Annotated in this window: 13 protein-coding genes; 3 read left to right on the top strand and 10 right to left on the bottom strand. The window is 70.8% G+C overall.

Going from position 1 to position 17240, the window contains the following annotated elements:
• Positions 1–48: 48 nt before the first annotated feature.
• On the top strand, positions 49–1224 hold the full coding sequence (locus J8403_RS36065) for an epoxide hydrolase family protein (protein WP_211126820.1): 1176 nt from the start codon (positions 49–51) through the stop codon (positions 1222–1224).
• A 37-nt stretch (positions 1225–1261) separates the two neighbouring features.
• On the opposite strand, the gene J8403_RS36070 is transcribed toward J8403_RS36065, so the two are convergent.
• The 4 genes from J8403_RS36070 to J8403_RS36085 are packed head-to-tail and all read right to left on the bottom strand — an operon-like array spanning position 1262 to position 6774.
• A complete protein-coding gene (locus J8403_RS36070; RefSeq protein ID WP_211126821.1) occupies positions 1262–3655 on the bottom strand; it encodes a bifunctional salicylyl-CoA 5-hydroxylase/oxidoreductase in 2394 nt (797 codons plus the stop codon).
• An 11-nt stretch (positions 3656–3666) separates the two neighbouring features.
• Positions 3667–5349, bottom strand: coding sequence for an AMP-binding protein (locus tag J8403_RS36075; RefSeq protein WP_211126822.1), 1683 nt, complete (start codon positions 5347–5349; stop codon positions 3667–3669).
• A gap of 40 nt (positions 5350–5389) precedes the next feature.
• Positions 5390–6292 (bottom strand): acyl-CoA thioesterase, encoded by a 903-nt coding sequence (locus J8403_RS36080; RefSeq protein WP_211126823.1) that lies wholly within the window; start codon positions 6290–6292, stop codon positions 5390–5392.
• The gene (locus J8403_RS36085) at positions 6292–6774 is read right to left on the bottom strand and encodes a cupin domain-containing protein (RefSeq protein ID WP_059149298.1); all 483 of its coding nucleotides are present in this window, start codon (positions 6772–6774) and stop codon (positions 6292–6294) included. Before J8403_RS36085 ends, J8403_RS36080 begins: the two co-directional genes overlap by 1 nt.
• Positions 6775–6908: 134 nt before the next feature.
• Between J8403_RS36085 and J8403_RS36090 the strand changes: the two genes are divergently transcribed.
• Both J8403_RS36090 and J8403_RS36095 read left to right on the top strand, forming a co-directional pair.
• Positions 6909–7334: a RidA family protein gene (locus J8403_RS36090; protein WP_211126824.1), complete on the top strand. Its 426-nt coding sequence runs from the start codon at positions 6909–6911 to the stop codon at positions 7332–7334.
• A gap of 143 nt (positions 7335–7477) precedes the next feature.
• Positions 7478–8332: a PaaX family transcriptional regulator gene (locus J8403_RS36095; RefSeq protein ID WP_211126825.1), complete on the top strand. Its 855-nt coding sequence runs from the start codon at positions 7478–7480 to the stop codon at positions 8330–8332.
• A 21-nt stretch (positions 8333–8353) separates the two neighbouring features.
• Here J8403_RS36095 and J8403_RS36100 read toward each other — a convergent pair whose 3' ends face one another.
• The 6 genes from J8403_RS36100 to hisD all read right to left on the bottom strand — a co-directional run bounded on the left by J8403_RS36100 (position 8354) and on the right by hisD (position 17062).
• Positions 8354–9238, bottom strand: coding sequence for an SDR family oxidoreductase (locus tag J8403_RS36100; RefSeq protein ID WP_246586153.1), 885 nt, complete (start codon positions 9236–9238; stop codon positions 8354–8356).
• A 216-nt stretch (positions 9239–9454) separates the two neighbouring features.
• A complete protein-coding gene (locus tag J8403_RS36105; protein WP_211126827.1) occupies positions 9455–9961 on the bottom strand; it encodes an inclusion body family protein in 507 nt (168 codons plus the stop codon).
• Between the two features lie 4 nt (positions 9962–9965).
• Positions 9966–11810 (bottom strand): thiamine pyrophosphate-binding protein, encoded by a 1845-nt coding sequence (locus tag J8403_RS36110; protein ID WP_211126828.1) that lies wholly within the window; start codon positions 11808–11810, stop codon positions 9966–9968.
• Complete coding sequence (locus J8403_RS36115) at positions 11810–13846, bottom strand: flavin monoamine oxidase family protein (RefSeq protein ID WP_211126829.1); 2037 nt, start codon at positions 13844–13846, stop codon at positions 11810–11812. The genes J8403_RS36110 and J8403_RS36115 overlap by 1 nt, the downstream gene beginning before the upstream one ends.
• A gap of 483 nt (positions 13847–14329) precedes the next feature.
• Positions 14330–15688: an MFS transporter gene (locus tag J8403_RS36120; protein WP_211126830.1), complete on the bottom strand. Its 1359-nt coding sequence runs from the start codon at positions 15686–15688 to the stop codon at positions 14330–14332.
• A gap of 54 nt (positions 15689–15742) precedes the next feature.
• Positions 15743–17062 carry a histidinol dehydrogenase gene (gene hisD, locus J8403_RS36125; RefSeq protein ID WP_211126831.1) on the bottom strand — a complete coding sequence of 440 codons (1320 nt, stop codon included), beginning with the start codon at positions 17060–17062 and terminating at the stop codon, positions 15743–15745.
• Between the last annotated feature and the right edge of the window lie 178 nt (positions 17063–17240).

A 17240-nucleotide genomic window follows, 5' to 3' on the forward strand; every position in this document is an offset into this window, starting at 1 on the left:
CTCAGCGTGTCGGCGGAGGGGCGTGGCGCGGCTTGTAGGGTACGTGCCATGCCGGATGCCACGCCCCGCCCCGAGCCGTTCGCCCCGCGGACCGCACCCGCGGAGCTCGAGGACCTCCGCGCGCGGCTGCGCGCGACCCGCTGGCCGGACGCGCCCGAGGACGCCGGGTGGTCGCTGGGGACCGACCTCGACTACCTCCGCGAGCTGGTCGCCTACTGGGCGGAGGAGTTCGACTGGCCGGCCCAGGAGGCGGCGCTCGCCCGGCTGCCGCGCTTCCGCGTCCGGCTCGGCGGCCTCGGGATCCACTTCGCACACGTCCGGGCCACCGCCCCGGCCGGGCCCGCCCTGCCGCTGGTCCTCAGCCACGGTTGGCCGGACTCGTTCTGGCGCTATGCGAAGGTCATCCCGCTGCTCACCGACCCCGGTGCGCACGGCGCCGACCCCGCCGACGCGTTCGACGTGGTCGTCCCCGACGTGCCGGGCTTCGGCTACTCCGACCGGCCCACCGGCCCGCCGCTGAACTCCATCGCCGTCGCCGGGCTGTGGGCCGAGCTCATGGACGTCCTCGGCTATCAGCGGTTCGGCGCGGCGGGCGGGGACATCGGCAGCCATGTGAGCCGTTACCTCGGGCTCGACCACCCCGACCGGGTGGTGGCCGTGCACCGCATGGACGGCGGCCTGCCCGTCTTCACCGGCGACCCGGCGGACCTCACACCCGAGGAGCGCGCCTGGTTCGAGGACGTCACCTCCTGGAGCGCGGCCGAGGGCGCCTACGCCGCTATCCACCGCACCAAACCGCAGACCGCCGCCTTCGGGCTCACCGATTCACCGGTCGGGCTCGCCGCGTGGATCGTCGAGAAGCTCCGTTCGTGGAGCGACTGCGGCGGTGACATCGAGCGGAGCTTCACCAAGGACGAGATCCTCACCAACGTCACGCTGTACTGGCTCACGGGCACGATCGGCTCGTCGATGCGCATGTATCACGCCAACGCCGCGATCCCGCCCGCGCAGCTCGCCCGCCGGGTCGAGGTGCCGTCCGGCTTCTCGCTCTTCCGCGGCGACATCGTGCGCCCGCCGCGGGCGTGGCTGGAGCGCATGACCAACGCCGTGCGGGTGACCGAGCCCCCGCGCGGCGGACACTTCGCGCCGTTCGAGGAGCCCGAGCTCTACGCGGAGGAGCTGCGCGCCTTCTTCCGCCCCTACCGGGCGGCGGCGACGGACTGAGCCCGGATTCCGCCGCCGCGCCCGGCCACGCCACGCGTCAGGGGACGGGCGCCGGTTCCGGGGCCGGGGTGGCGGCCGGGATCCAGCGCAGATGGACGGTCTGGTCGGCGGGGTCGGACCGGAGCAGGGACAGCCGGGGCCGTACGGCGTCGGTGCGCGCGGCCGGGGGCTTGCGGCGGCCCGCGGCGAACGGCACCGGCCACTCGGCGCCCGGGCCCCGGTACTCCTGCTCGGCCGCCGCGTGCAGCGTCCAGTGCGGGTCGTACAGATGGGCGCGCCCCACGGCGCACAGATCGGCGCGGCCCGCCAGCAGGAGCGAGTTGACGTCGTCGTACGAGGCGATCGCGCCCACCGCGATGACGGCGGTGCCGGTGGCGGCGGCGACCTCATGGCGGATGCGGTCGGCGAACGGGGTCTGGTAGGAGCGGCCGAAGGCGGGGCGCTCGTCCTTGGTGACCTGCCCGGAGGACACGTCGATGGCGTCCGCCCCGTGGGCGATGAACGCGCGGGCGATCTCGACGGCGTCGTGTTCGGTGTTGCCGTCCGGCACCCAGTCGGTGGCGGAGATGCGCACGATCATCGGCCGCTCCGCGGGCCACGCCTCCCGTACGGCGTCGAAGACCTCCAGGGGGAAACGCAGCCGGTTCTCCAGCGGGCCGCCGTAGGCGTCGGTGCGGTGGTTGGCGACCGGCGAGAGGAAGGAGGACAGCAAGTAGCCGTGGGCGCAGTGCAGTTCGAGCAGATCGAAGCCGGCCTCGGCGCCCCGGCGGGCGGCGGCGACGAACTCCGCGGCGATCCGGTCCATCTCGGCGCGGGTGACCTCGCGCGGCACCGCGCAGTCGGGGCCGTACGGCAGCGCGGACGGACCGACGGTCTCCCAGTTGCCCTCCGGCAGCGGCTCGTCCATGCCCTCCCACATCAGCCGGGTCGAGCCCTTGCGGCCCGAGTGGCCGAGCTGGAGGCCGATGCGGGCGGTGCTCCGCTCGTGGACGTAGGACACGATGCGCCGCCAGGAATCGCGCTGCTCGGCGTTCCACAGGCCCGTGCAGCCGGGTGTGATGCGGCCCTCGGGCGAGACGCACACCATCTCGGTCATCACCAGTCCGGCGCCGCCCATGGCCTTGGAGCCGAGGTGGACGAGGTGGAAGTCGCCGGGTACGCCGTCGGCCGCGGAGTACATGTCCATCGGCGAGACGATCACCCGGTTCTTGAGCTCCAGCCGCCCCAGCCGGTAGGGCTGGAACATCGCCGGTGCCACCGTGTCGAGGCCCTGCGCGGCGGCGAAGGCGGCGTCCACCTGGTCGGCGAAGTCGGGGTCGCGGGTGCGCAGGTTGTCGTAGGTGATGCGGCGGGAGCGGGTGAGCAGGTTGAAGCAGAACTGGGTCGGCTCCTGGTGGGCGTACATCCCGATGTTCTCGAACCACTCCAGTGAGCCCTGCGCCGCCCGCTGGGTGGACTCCACGACCGGGCGCCGCTCGGTCTCATAGGCGGTCAACGCCCCCTCGGCGTCAGGATGTTCGTGCAGACAGGCCGCGAGAGCGAGCGCGTCCTCCATCGCCAGTTTGGTGCCCGAGCCGATGGAGAAGTGCGCGGTGTGGGCGGCGTCCCCGATGAGCACGAGGTTGCCGTGGTGCCAGCGCTCGTTGCGTACGGTCGTGAAGTTCAGCCACTTGGAGTTGTTGGCGAACAGCCGGTGGCCGTCCAGCGCGTCGGCGAAGAGCTCGCGGACGCGTGCGACGGCACGCTCGTCGGAGGCGCCCGGTGCGGCACCGGCCCGGTCGGTGGCGTCGAAACCGGCCCGGCGCCAGACGTCCTCGTGCATCTCGACGATGAAGGTGGAGCCGGTGTCGGAGTAGGGGTAGCCGTGCACCTGCATGACCCCCCATTCCGTCTGCTCGACGAAGAACTGGAAGGCCTCGAAGACCCGGTCCGTGCCGAGCCACATGTACGTGCTGTGCCGGCGGTCCAGCGAGGGGCGGAAGACGTCCGCGTGGGCCGCCCGTACCGAGGAGTTGACCCCGTCGGCCCCCACCACCAGGTCGTACGACGCGCGCAGCCGCTCGGTGTCCGGCGCGACGGTCGAGAAGTGCAGGGTGACGCCGAGGTCGCGGCAGCGGTCCTGGAGCAGGCGGAGCAGTTCCTTGCGGCTCATGGCGGCGAAGCCCTGGCCGCCGACGGTGTGGCTCTCGCCCCGGTAGTGGATGTCGATGTCGGTCCAGCGGGCGAAGCGCCGGGCCATGGCCTCGGCGATGGTGGTGTCGGCGTTCTCGATGCCGCCGAGCGTCTCGTCGGAGAAGACGACGCCGAAGCCGAACGTGTCGTCGGGGGCGTTGCGTTCCCAGACGGTGATCTGGTGGGCGGGGTCGAGCTGTTTCATCAGGGCCGCGAAGTACAGCCCGCCGGGACCGCCGCCGATGATCGCGATGTTCACGGGGGTTCCTCTTAACTCTCGGCGACGGCCTCGGTGGCCCGCTCGTCGTCATGGGCCGGGCGCACCTGGCGCAGCAGCTTGAAACGCTGCAGCTTGCCGCTGGTGTTGCGCGGCAGGGCGTCCTGGAACCGCACGTCGCGCGGGTATTTGTAGGGCGCCAGGAGCCGCTTGACGTGATCCTGTATCTCCTTCACCTTGGCCGCGTCGCCGGGCACGCCGTCCCGCAGCACCACGAAGGCGCACACGATCGAGCCGCGCTCCGGGTCGGGGCGGGCCACGACGGCGGATTCCACGACGTCGGGGTGGGTGTCGATGGCGGACTCGACCTCGGGGCCGCCGATGTTGTAGCCGGAGGAGACGATCATGCTGTCGCTGCGGGCGTGGTAGTGGAAGTAGCCCTCCTCGTCCCGGTGGAAGATGTCACCGGTGATGTTCCAGCCCTCCAGGACGTAGTCCCGCTGTCGTTCGCCACCGAGGTAACGGCAGCCGACCGGGCCGATGACACCGAGTCTGCCCGGCTCTCCGGGGCCGAGCTCCGTGCCGTCGGGGCCCAGGATCGTGGCGCGGAAGCCGGGGACCGCCTTTCCCGTGGCGCCGGGCCGGACGGCGTCCCCGGCGGCGGAGATGAAGATGTGCAGCAGCTCGGTGGCGCCGATGCCGTCGACCACCTTCAGGCCGATGCGATCCCTCAGGTCCTCCCAGGTGGCGCGGGGTATGTGCTCGCCCGCCGAGACCCCGATCCGCACCCCGGCCAGCTGCTGTTCCCTGCCCTCGCGCAGGATCGCCCGGTAGGCGGTGGGCGCGGTCGCCAGCACGGTGACACCGTGCCGCCGCACGATCTCCGCGAGCCGCGGGGGCGTGGCGGACTCCGTCAGCAGGGCGCAGGCACCGGCCCGCAGCGGGAAGACGACCAGCATGCCGAGGCCGAAAGTGAAGGCCAGGGGAGCGGTGCAGGCCACCAGATCGTCCGGCACCAGGCCCAGCGTGTGGCGGCCGAAGGTGTTGTCGATGGACAGGATGTCCCGGTGGAAGTGCATGGTGATCTTGGGCGCGCCGGTGGATCCCGAGGTGGGGCCGAGGAGCGCCACGTCGTCGGCGGCGGTGTCCACGTTGGCGAACTCGCCGGACTTGCCCGTGGCCCTGGCCACCAGATCCTCCGGGCCGCCACCGCCGTACCCGACCACCGCCAGCCCGGGCAGCACGGTGTCCCGGACCGTGCGGACCTCGTCGGTGAACCGGTGGTCCACCAGGGCGATCGAGGGCCGGGTGCGTTCGGCGATCGGGGTGAGCTCCCGGGCGCGCAGGGCGGCCATGGTGGTCACCACGACACCACCGGCCTTGAGGACGCCGAGCCAGGCCGCCACGGTCCAGGGGTTGTTGGGGGAGCGCAGCAGGACGCGCTGCCCCGGCACCAGGCCCAGGTCCTCGGTGAGCACCTGGGCGATCTGATTGGCGCGGGTGCGCAGTTCGCCGTAGGTGCACAGTCCGCCGTCCGGGGTGCGCAGGGCGGGGCGGCCGGGGCCGAAGAGCGCGGTGGGGGTGTCGATGAGCTCGGTCGCGGCGTTGAGCCGGTCCGGGTAGCGCAGTTCCGGCGTGGTGAACTCGATCGTCGGCCACAGATGCGCGGGCGGCAGCTGGTCGCGCGTGAAGGTGTCGAGGTGCGCGGAGGGGGAGAGGGAGAGCGGAAGAGTCACGGAAGAGTCCTTCCGGGAGCCCGCCGGGAAGCGCGGCGGGTCAGGTGGGACGGATCAGGCCCTCCTGGACGACGGTTGCCAGGTGGCGGTGATCGCGTGTGAAGAAGCGGCCCGTGCCCAGGCCGCGGCCGGCGTCGGCGGCGACGGCTTCCTGGACGTAGAGCAGCCAGTCGCCCAGTGGCCCCGGACGGTGGAACCACATCGCGTGGTCGAGGCTGGCGGTGACCAGACCGGGCCTGGCCCAGGGCAGGTCGAGCACGCGCAGGACGGGTTCGAGGATGGTGTAGTCGCAGACGTACGCCAGGGCGGCCAGGTCCCGCCCGGCGTCGGTCAGCCCGTCGACCGGGCGGAGCGGGTCGAAGGGCCTCAGCCAGACCGCCTGGTGCGCAACGCGCTCTCCCTCGACGGTGAGGTAGAGCGGGCCGGGGACATGCCGCATGTCGAAGCCGCGACCGCCGGACCAGTACGCCTTGGACTCCTCGGTCATGGACCCGCCGTCGCGCTCCGCGAGGTACTCCGCCGAGCTGGGCAGGGTCTCCGGGCCGGGCACCTCGTCGGCGAACGCGGTGTCGAAGACCGCCCCGGCCTCGCCCGCCGCGAAGCCGGCCAGGCACACGTACAGCGGCTTGCCGTTCTGATAGGCGCGCACCTGCCGGGTGCTGTAGCCGCGCCCGTCGCGCAACACCTCCACCTCGTGGCGCACCTCGGCCCCGATGTCGGCGGGGCGCAGGAAGTAGCTGTGCATCGAGTGCAGTGACTTGCCGTCGGTCACCGACCGCATGGCCGCCGCCGCGGCCTGGGCGACCAGATCGCCGCCGTATGCCTTGGGCCACGGGCAGGGCTGGGTGGTGGCGGTGAAGGCGAGGTCGAAGTGTTCGGGCTGGGTGGGCTTCAGGGTGACGGCGGCGGTGAAGACGGCCGAGGTGGGGGGCGTCCCGGACATCAGCGGTCCAGCCAGTCGCGCAGCTCGGCGTCGGCCACGTCGGGCAGGTTGACCACGATGTTCTCCGGTGTCCGGGTGGTCATCCAGGTCAGCGGCTTGGTGCGGGAGAGGTTGCACTCCACATGCGGCATGAAGGGCGGTACGAAGACCCAGTCGCCCTCCTCCATGTCGACGTAGTCCTCGAACCGCTCGCCGAAGTAGATGCGGGCCCGGCCGGAGAGGACGTAGCCGCCGGTCTCGGCCTCGCCGTGGTGGTGGGTCACCGAGCGGTAGCCGGGTTCATTGCTGACCTTGCCGAACCAGAGGCGGGTGGCCGGGGTGTGCTGGATGCTCACGCCCGAGACGCGGACGGCACCGCCCGAGTCGGCGGTGTTGCCGCTCTCCAGGCCGCCGCGCGTCACCACGGGGGCGACGATGCCGCTGGGCAGCCGGTACATCGAATTGTCGCCTTCGAGGCGGTATTTGCTGAGGTCGGGCTCCATGGTGTCGGCTCCGTTCAGTCGGGGACCAGGATCCGATGTCTCGTGTTTCTCACGGTCGTCATTTAAAGTCAATACACCTGGATGGACCTGCCCGACCGTGGGACAGGACGGAACGCAACCGAGCCGGAGGCCCCATGACCCCCGTCCCCGTGAACCCGACCACCCTGCCGACACCCAGCGGCTACTCACACGGAACACTCGTCGGAAACACGCTCCACCTGGGGGGACAGACCGCCCTCGACGCCGACATGAAGATCGTTCCGGGCGGGATCGTCGAACAGTTCCGGCAGGCGTTCGGCAACCTGCTCACCACGCTGCGCGAGGCCGGCGGACAGCCCGAGGACCTGGTGAGCGTGACCATCTACCTCACCGACATCCCCGGCTACCAGGCGCACGGCAAGGAGATCGGCAAGATCTGGCGCGAACTCGCCGGGCCGGTCTACCCGGCCATGGCGGGCATCGGCTGCACGGCGCTGTGGCAGCCCGAGGCCATGATCGAGATCCTCGGTGTGGCCGTGATCCCGGAGGAACGACTCGTGGCGCCGCACACCGGGGGGTGAGGCGGACCCGTCGGAGCGGGGGGTGGGGTGTCAGCCCCCTCCCGTACGGCCCCGGCGGGCCGGTCGCGCGGTGCGGCGGCGCACCGGGCCCCGTCCGGGAGCAGGTGATCACTCCGCCGCGCCAGGCGTTAGGGTGCCGGTACATGACCGCGCAGACGACAACGGCCACCACCCCAGCGGGCGAGCGGGAGTCCCGCCACGCCCCGCTCATCCTCACGGTCTTCGGCCTCTACGCCCGGGGCGAGCACAACTGGCTCTCGGTCGCCTCGGTGATCAGCCTCATGGCGGACCTCGGCGTGGAGAGCCGGGCCGTGCGGTCCTCGGTCTCCCGGATGAAACGCCGCGATGTGCTGCGCGGCGAGCGCCATGACGGTCTTGCCGGCTACTCGCTCGCCGAGTCCACCCTGCAGACCCTTGCCGAGGGGGACGTACGCATCTTCCGGCAGGCCAGGGCGTCCCGCGAGGACGGCTGGGTCCTCGTGGTGTTCTCCGTGCCCGAGTCCGAGCGCGAGAAGCGGCACGCACTGCGCACCACCCTGACCCGGCTGGGCTTCGGCACCGCCGCGGCGGGCGTCTGGATCGCCCCCGGACACCTGGCGGCCGAGACCCGGCGCACCCTGGAACGCCGGGAACTGTCCGCGTACGTCGACATCTTCACCGGTGACCACTTCGGCTTCGGGGACCTGCGGGAGAAGGTCCGCTCCTGGTGGGACCTGGACGAACTCACCGCCCTGTACGCGGACTTCCTGGACCGCTACCGTCCCGTCCTGGACGCGGTGACACGGCACGAGCCGCCACCGCTGGAGGCGTTCCGTACCTATGCGCCGATGCTGACCCAGTGGCGCCGCATGCCCTACCGCGACCCGGGACTTCCCCTGGAACTCCTCCCGGAGGAGTGGAACGGCGTGGCCGCGGGCGAACTGTTCCACCGGCTCCACACCCTGCTGAGCGCCCCGGCGGCGGCGCACGCCGCGGAGGTCTTCCACGCGGGGTCCTGAGCCGGTGTGGCGCCGGTCGCGCTAGGGCAGCGGCGTGCCCCCGGTGGCGTTGACGATCTCGGCGGTGATGTAGCTGGCCTGCTGCGATGCCAGGAAGACATAGGCGGGGGCCATCTCGGCGGGTTGCGCAGGGCGGTTGAGGGGGCTCTGGCGTCCGAAGGTCGAGGTGTCCGGCAGCGTGGCGGGGATCAGGGGCGTCCACACGGGGCCGGGGGCCACGGCGTTGACGCGGATGCCGCGCTCGGCGAGATTGCCGGCCAGCCCCTGGGTGAACGTGACGATCGCGCCCTTGGTGGTGGCGTAGTCGAGCAGATGCGGGCTGGGTTTGTACGCCTGTACCGAGGTGGTGTTGATGATGCTGCCGCCTTCCGGGATGTGCGGCAGAGCCATCTTGCACAGCCAGAACATGGCGTAGAGGTTGGTGTGCATCACCCGGTCGAACTGCTCGGTCGTGATCTCTTCCAGCCCCTCGGGCCGCGACATCTGGTAGGCGGCGTTGTTGACGAGGATGTCGATCCCGCCGAACGCCTCGACCGCCTTGTCCACCAGCCGTTGACATGCGCTTTCCTCGCGGATGTCGCAGGGGAAGGGGACTGCCCGGCGCCCGGCCGCCTCGATGAGGCGCACCGTTTCCTGAGCGTCCTTCTCCTCCTCGGGCAGATAGCTGAAGCACACGTCGGCGCCTTCCCTGGCGAAGGCGAGAGCGACCGCACGGCCGATCCCCGAATCGGCCCCGGTGATCACGGAGCGCCGGCCCTTCAGCAGCCCGTGGCCTTCGTAGGTGTTCTCGCCATGATCGGGCCGAGGCTCCATCGCCTCCGTCTCGCCGGGATGCGCCTGGTCCTGCTGCGGGAACTCCGGCTGCGGGTGCTGTTCCACCGGATGACGCTGCTCCTGCTGATTCACGGGGGCACCTCCTGGCCATGGACATCGGACGGATCTTCCGGCCCCGGGTCCCCTACGGCCTACCAGGACAAACGCAACCCCACTCGGAAAGACGCCCTGGACACGGCCCATGGACCCCGATCGTCACCCGAAGGCACCACCGGACCATGCCCCGCAGGCGGTGCGGTGTCCGCACCGCCTGCGTGACGTGCCGCTACCCGGTCGCGGCGATGCCCGTCAGGAGCGTTTGTCGATGGTGATGAACGGGTCCCACTGGAAGTACCCCACCAACTTCTGGTCGCTGTCCAGGAGCTGGAAGAAGAAGCGGTAGGTGACCTGGCCGGTCTTCTTGACGTCCGCCTCCCAGTAGTGGTCCTGATAGTCCTGGGTCTCGAAATCCGGCTGGTCGGTGGCCCCGTCCTTCGGGATCGGGTAGGTGCCGTCGCCGATCACGATCCGCGGCTTGCTGATGAGCTGGTCGCCGCTCAGGTACCGGTACAGCAAGGCGCAGTACTCGCTGTTGAGCGACAGCGTGGTCTCGCGCCACCGGATGATGTCCCTGGGGTTGGCCCGGAAGTTCAGCTCGGCCCCGGAGGTGCCGACGACGCGGTCCTGGCGCGTCGTCATGTAGATCAGGGCGTGGTCGACCTGCGTCGGCGCGTCGGGGTTCCGCGACGCGTCGGGGTAGCGCTTGGCGATCGAGACCGCGTCGAACGCGATCATCACGTTGATGAATTCCGACATGTCCCTACTCCTCTTCCAGCTTGTATGCCATCGCCCGCGGGTAGTCGTGCCTCCGCAGGCGGACGCGGACCAGCAGTGGTCCGGCGTTGACGGGGTCGGTGGGGTCGGTGAGGCGGGCCAGCAGCTCGTCCAGGTCGTCGGTGTGCGCGATGCCGACCCCGTGCGCCGGGGTCTTCTCGCCGGCGAAGACCTCCGCGAGGCGGTCGTAGTGCCACGGGTGGAGGACGTTGTAGAAGTCCGCGCCATTGGTGGTGTCCGCGTCGCGCGCGTCCCGGTCCGCGAAGTAGGACGGGTGCACCAGCATCTGCTCGATGCCGTAGAAGTGTCCGTTGTCCATGACGAACACCACCGACCGCAGCCCGAGCCTGGTGTGGGTGGAGATCTCCTGGCAGGTCTCCTGGAAGGCGCCGTCGCCGACGAACACCATCGGGCGGGCGTGGCCCCGCTCCGGGGCGAGCGCGGCGCCGGTGGCCGCGCCGACCGACCAGCCGATGGACAGCCAGCTGATCTGCGACAGGAACCCGCCCGCGGGCAGGGTCAGGTTCATCGACCCGATGAGGGAGAACGCGGCGTCGGAGACGACCGTCCAGTCCTCCCGGGTCTCCCGGCCCAGGAAGTGGTTGATCCGGTCGAACACGCCGTCGTAGGTGAGCCGTTCGCCGGACCGGGACGACGAGCCGGCGGTCCGCAGCGTGGCGCGGTGGTCCTGGAGGCTCGCGGGCCGGTCGTCGGGCGCGCCCTGGTGGGCGTGGGCCTCGGCGTAGTAGTCGCCGGTCAGGCCCCCGGAGCCGTAGCGCGCCACCAGCGCGTCCTGGAGGGCCGGGATCAGCCGGGTGAGCTGGACGTCGGGGAAGTACCGGGTGCCGACGCCGACCCCGCCCTGGGCGGCCATCACCCAGTCCGTGCCGACACACTGCTCCCCGTTGAGGTTCTTCGATGTGGACCAGGCGCCGAGGCCGATCCGGCAGGTGGCCCAGTCCTTGAAGATCCAGTGCACATCCGGGTGGCTGGCCTTGCCGTTGTAGACGCCGTGGAACTGCGGTCCCCGCTCGTCGACGACGGCCTTGGCGCCGACGGTGGTGCAGAACGGCACCCCGGTGGCCTGCGTCAGGTCGGTGAGCTGCCGATCGAGGCGGAACCGCTCGACCTCCTCGCCCGCCCAGACGATCGGGCGGGGCCTGCCGTCCGGGCCGGGATGCTCCTCGATCAGCGCGAGGATCGCGTCGACGGCGCTCGCCAGCATGGTCCGGTTGCGCGCGCTGAACGGCCGCTCGCGGCGCAGCAGCGGCTCCTCGGCCACCGCGCAGGGCTCGTCCCACAGGTCCTCCATGACCTCCAGATAGACGGGCCTGCGCTCGGACAGGCAGGCGGTGAGCGCGGCGTCGATCTGGCCCGGGGCCAGGCCCGGGTTGGAGATGACCTGGGCTTCCACGGTGACCTGCCGGTAGACGTCCAGATTGCTCTCCCGGCGGGGGCTCATATGCGAGGTGAGCAGGCCCAGCGCGCGGTAGTTCTGCCACTGCTCGTACGGCGGGCAGGCGTTGATGGCGACGAGCGGGACGTGTTCCACATAGGCGCCGCCACAGGCGCCCAGCAGGTTGAACGCGCCGACGCTGTAGGTGACCGCGGCCGCGCCGATGCCGTGGAGGCGGGCGTAGGAGTCGGCCGCCTGGCCCGCGCCGCCCTCGGTGGGGGTGCCGACCCACTCGATGTCGCCCTCGGCCCGCAGGACGGTGAGGAACGGGCCGAGGTGGTTGCCGGGCACGCCGAACAGATGGGTGATGCCCAACTCGGCCAGCCGGCGCGCCAGATAGCGGGCGACCGTGCACTCGGGGGTGAGCTCGGTCATCAGCGGCCCCCCTGGCCGGGGCCCGGGGTGGTGACGGGCGGGGCCTGGTGGACGGCGAGGGCGGCGCGGACGGCGCTCTCCAGGGCGCCCTCGATCCAGGCGTGCTTGAGGGAGGTGTGCTCCCCGGCGAAGTGCACGGGGCCTTCGGGGCGGGAGGCGTCCAGGTGGAAGCTGGTCATCTGGTGCGCGGTGTACGTGGCGGCCTCGCCGAAGGCGTACGGATCCCGGGCCCAGCTCTGGGTGGCGCCCCGGCCGGTGAAGAACACCTCGATGCGGCGGCCGTGCAGGGCCTGGAGGTTCCGCAGGGCGTAGACATAGCGCTCCGCCTCCCGCATGGAGTCCCAGCGCGCCGCGTCGTCGGACCAGGAGTAGGAGGCGAGCACCACGCCACCGGTGCTGCCCTCGACCTCGTGCGAGGGGTAGTACATGAACCGGTTGGGGTTGTCGGTGGCCGAGCCCCCGCCGAAGCAGTGGGTGGCGGGGCGGACGGCGGGGCCGCGCAGCGGCATGGTGCTGTTGAACTGCCGCACCTCGTCGGTGACACCGCTGTCCTTGACCGCGGCGCCGAGCAGATCGGCGATGCCCGCCTCGGTGAGCGCGGGGGCGGGCGCGGCGCCACTCTCGCCGCCTCGCTGGTAGTAGTCGTAGAGACCCGGTGAGATGCTCTCCAGCTCGTTGCGCCAGCCGTCCTCGGTGAACTCCCACCACCGGTGGCTGAACTCCAGCAGCACCTTGGTGGCCTGGTCGTAGTGGGTCTCGATGATGGCCCGGCGCTTCTTGTACGACATCGAGGGGACGATCTCCACGAAGCGCAGGGTGGAGAACGGGATGGTGACGATCGCCAGGTCCGCGGTCCACAGCTGGGTCGGGCCCGCCGGATTGTCCTCGGCGACGGTCTGCACGGCCACGCCCCACCCGCCGGGTCCGACGGCGCCGGTGCCGCCTGGGACAAAGTCGCGGCTGGGGTCGTCGTACTCGAGGCGGATCATGCGGTGGCCGAACCGCACCTCGTCGCGCAGGCCCCGGTGGAGGGCGTCGGGCAGCCGCCAACTGCCGCCCGGTATCTCCCAGTAGCGCACGGTGGGGCTGATGTCGGTGTGGCTCAGGAAGCTGTGGAAGAAGGAGAGGTGCAGCCGCGAGGACATGTTCTCCAGCGTTCCGACGGCCTCGATGGCCTCATCGCTGAGCCCGGCGTAGTCGCGCAGGAAGCCGCCCATCGAAGAGCCGTCGAAGTCGTGGATCACCCGCGCCCAGCCCTCGACCCACTGGTCGAACGGCTTGTTGACGCGCTGCCCGTCCACCACGTCGGAGTAGTAGTCCCGCACGCTCTCCAGCGCGTCGTCGACCATGCGCACGGCGGGGGCGCGAACCTCGTCGTCGGTGAGGTGGAAGCCCTCGTTGATCCGTTCCGGGGTGGTGGCGTAGTCGGCGCGCCGCACCTGGACGCGGTTGGCGCGGATCCAGGTGTTGCCGCGCTTGTCGGGTTCGCGGAAGTCGGGGCTGTCGTCGCCGTAGCTCCAGGTGCGGCCCGTGAAGGAGGTGTACGTCACCGGGAGGGCGGGGACATCGGGGCCGCTGCCGGTGGTGGGGTCGATGTCCACGTTGTAGAACTGGCGGCGGCCGAGCCCGAGTTTGTCGACGAGGGCGAGGACGAGCGGATGGAAGTCGGGTAACCGCATGGCGCCCGCCTCGGCGTACTGGGCGGGGTCGTCGAACGGCTGATGGTGCTTGGTGGTGCGGAAGGTCTTGATGCGCCCGCCGACGCGGCCGGTGTTGGCCTCGAGGATGGTGACGTCGTGGCCCGCGTCCTTGAGCAGACGGCCGGCCACGAGGCCGGTGATACCGGCGCCGATGATGAGGATTTTCTTGCGGGGGTGGTGGGTGGGGCCGAGGCGGCCGGTGTCGATCAGGGTATGGAGATATTCGAGTTTGAGGTCGCTGTTGTCCGGCCCGATGAGGAGGAGTTCGCGGGCCAGCTTGAGACACGTCTGCCAGCGGGCACGGGTGGCGGAGTTGTCGCGGGGAGCGTCGGTCATAGCTTGCGATCGTAGATATGAGGAAACGATTTATCGATTCACCGACATGGTAATGCATTGGTAAAGTCCAAAAAGCGGGGCCCGTGCGGCTGACGGAATTTCGACTTGCCGGATTTCCCTGCGGGGACGGCCCGAGACCCGGCTGGGGCGCAAGCTCTACCAGGGGCGGAGGGGGCGGGAGAATGCGGGAACGCCTGCGTCGCGGTGAACTGAGCGGCCATCACATCGACATGTGCAACGGAACCGGATCGGCCACGCCGAAGCGGTGGACGGACGTCGAACTCCTGCCCGATAAAGGCACGGTGGGCGTCGCATCAACACCTGTGGCCGCTCGTGTGTCCTTCAGAAACCCATTTCGGCGGGGCGGGTGGGATATCCGTAGGAGTTTCAGGCCGCCGAGGACATGCCGTAGGAGAAACGAAATGGACGGGTTTCCGGCCCATCGGCCCGCCGGAAACCCGCCCACCTGTCCACTGGGAATTTTCAGTTCGACGTCGTGACCGCCTCCGGATCCGGAGCGCCGTCCCGAACGGCCCCGCCCGGCTCCGCGTCCAGGCTTCGGCGGAAGGTCTCGGGAGCGGCCACCATCGTCGCCGCGGCGACGAGGGCGCCCGCGGCGACCAGGAGCATCAGACTCCAGGACGCCCCGTCGCTCCACACGATCACCGACGTGGCCAGCATCGGGGTGAAACCGCCGAGCACCACACTGCCCGCCTGATAACCGATCGACACTCCGCTGTAGCGGACCCGGGCGGGGAACAACTCGGCGTAGAACGCGGCCAGCGGGCCGAACACCGCACCATGCCCGAAGGCCATGACCACGACCAGGGCCAGACAGATCAGCACCGGCGACCGGGTGTCGACCAGCAGGAAGAACGGTCCCGCGAAGGCCGCCATGAACAGCGCGCCCCCGATGAACACCGGCCGGCGGCCCACCCGGTCGGAGAGCGCGCCCCACAGCGGGATCACCGCGATGTCCACCGCGGCGGCGACCATCACCCCCGTCAGCCCCACCTGCCGTGACAGGTCCAGCTGTTCGGAGAGATAGGTGAGGATGAAGACGGTGAAGATGTAGTAGTTGCCGCCCTCCGCGAACCGGGCACCGACGGCGATCAGCACCTCCTTGGGGTGCCTGCGCACCACGTCGACCAGCGGCCGCCGGGACCGCCCTCCGCTCTCGGTCGCCTGGGCGATCGACTCGGGCTCGGAGATCCGGGAGCGGATGTAGAGGCCGACGGTGGCCAGCAGCGCGCTGGCGAGGAAGGGCAGCCGCCACCCCCACGCCAGGAACCGCTCATCGGGCAGCAGGGATACGGCGCTGAAGACACCGGTGCCCAGCAGCAGCCCCGCCGAGACCCCGGTCTGCGGCCACGCCCCGTACAGACCGCGCCGGCCGCTCGGCGCGTGCTCGACCGCCATGAGCACCGCGCCACCCCATTCGCCGCCGACCGCGAACCCCTGCACCAGGCGCAGGAAGACCAGCAGGGCGGGGGCCCACAGACCGATCTGGGCGTGCGTCGGCAACAGGCCGATCAGGGTGGTGGCCGATCCCATCAGGGTCAGTGTCACCACGAGGGTGGCCTTGCGGCTGACCTTGTCCCCGTAGTGCCCGGCCACGAACCCGCCCAGCGGGCGGGCCAGGAACCCGGCCGCGAAGGTCGCGAAGGCGGCCATGATCCCGGCGGTCGAGCTGACCTGCGGAAAGAACAGCCGGTTGACGACCAGGGCGGCCGCGGTCCCGTAGATCGTGAAGTCGTACCACTCGATCACGCTGCCGATGGTGCTGGACGTCAGTGCCCGCCTGGCCGGGGCCCCTGACGCCGTCGATGCTCCGGAGGGCATGGCTGCCTCCTCCTCTTCCGCGTGGCTCTTCCGCGCGGATGCCGATGGGATGGGTCAGGCGTCGTAGGAGTGGCCGGGGGCCCAACTCAGCGGTCGCCCCGCGTACTTGGCCGCCCGGACGTCGCCGGAGCGGGCGTGGCCCTCGAAGAGTTCGGTGCGCGCCGCCCGGCCGCAGACCTCCCCGAGCAGCGCGCTCGACGCCGGGTCGGTGACCTGCTGGTAGGTGACCGTCTTGAGGTACTTCCCGACCCACAGCCCGCCGGTGTAGCGGGCCGCGCCGCGCGTGGGCAGCACATGGTTGGTACCGATCACCTTGTCCCCGTAGGAGACGCAGGTCCCCTCGCCGAGGAACAGCGCGCCGAAGTTCCGCATGGCGTCCAGGGCCTTGCGGGGCTCGGCCGTGAGGATCTGGACGTGCTCGCTGGCGTAGGAGTCGGCCAGTGCGTACGCCTCGTCGAGGTCGCCGACGACATGGACCTCGCCGTGGTCCTGCCAGGCGGGCCCGGCCAGATCGCGGGTCGGCATGTCCGGCAGGATCTCCTCGATGTGCGCGATGACCTCGCGGCCGATCCGCTCCGAGGTGGTGATCAGCACCGCCGGGGAGTCGGGGCCGTGCTCGGCCTGGCTGAGCAGGTCCACGGCCGCGATGAACGGGTCGGCGTGCTCGTCGGCGACCACCAGGGTCTCGGTCGGCCCGGCGAACAGGTCGATGCCCACCTCGCCGAACAACTGCCGCTTGGCCTCGGCCACATAGGCGTTGCCCGGCCCGGCGAGCAGGTCGACCTTGCCGATGCTCTCGGTGCCCAGGGCCATGGCGGCGATGGCCTGCACCCCGCCCAGCAGATGGATCTCATCGGCCCCGGCCAGATACATGGCCGCGATCGTGGCTTCGGGCACCTCGCCCCGGATGGGCGGTGTGCACGCCACGACCCGGGGCACCCCCGCGGTCTTGGCGGTCACGATGGTCATATGCGCCGAGGCCAGCAGCGGGTAGCGGCCACCGGGCACATAGGCACCGGCCGCGGCGACCGGGATGTGCTTCTGCCCCAGCGAAACGCCCGGCAGGGTCTCCATCTCGAACTCGCCCAGCGAGGCCAACTGCCGCTCCGCGAAGGCGCGCACCTGGCGCTGGACGAAGCGGATGTCCTCCAGCACCTGCTCGGGAACGCGGGCGACGATCTCCTCGATCTCCTCCGCCGTCAGCCGGAAGGACTCCGGCTCCCAGCGGTCGAACCGGGCGGAGTACTCACGGACGGCGACATCGCCGCGGGAGCGGATGTCGGAAATGATCCCGGTGACGGCGTCGATGACCTCCGGGCTGCTGCTGCCGGGCGTGCTCTTCTCGGCGGCGGCGGCTTTCAGGGTCAGGACCATGGCGGAGCCAATCTCTCGGCGCCTCGTCGGCGCGTGGTTACGTATTCATGGGACCGTACGCCTCCGTCATGAATACGTAAACATGCCCCCCGAAGATCTTTTGCTCAGCACCCCTGCGGGCCGCCGATGGGCACGCCGCTAGGATGACTACGTAAACACCCAAAAGCACCGTCGGGAC

It is taken from the genome of Streptomyces yatensis, from assembly GCF_018069625.1.
GTDB classification, from domain to species: Bacteria; Actinomycetota; Actinomycetes; order Streptomycetales; family Streptomycetaceae; genus Streptomyces; species Streptomyces yatensis.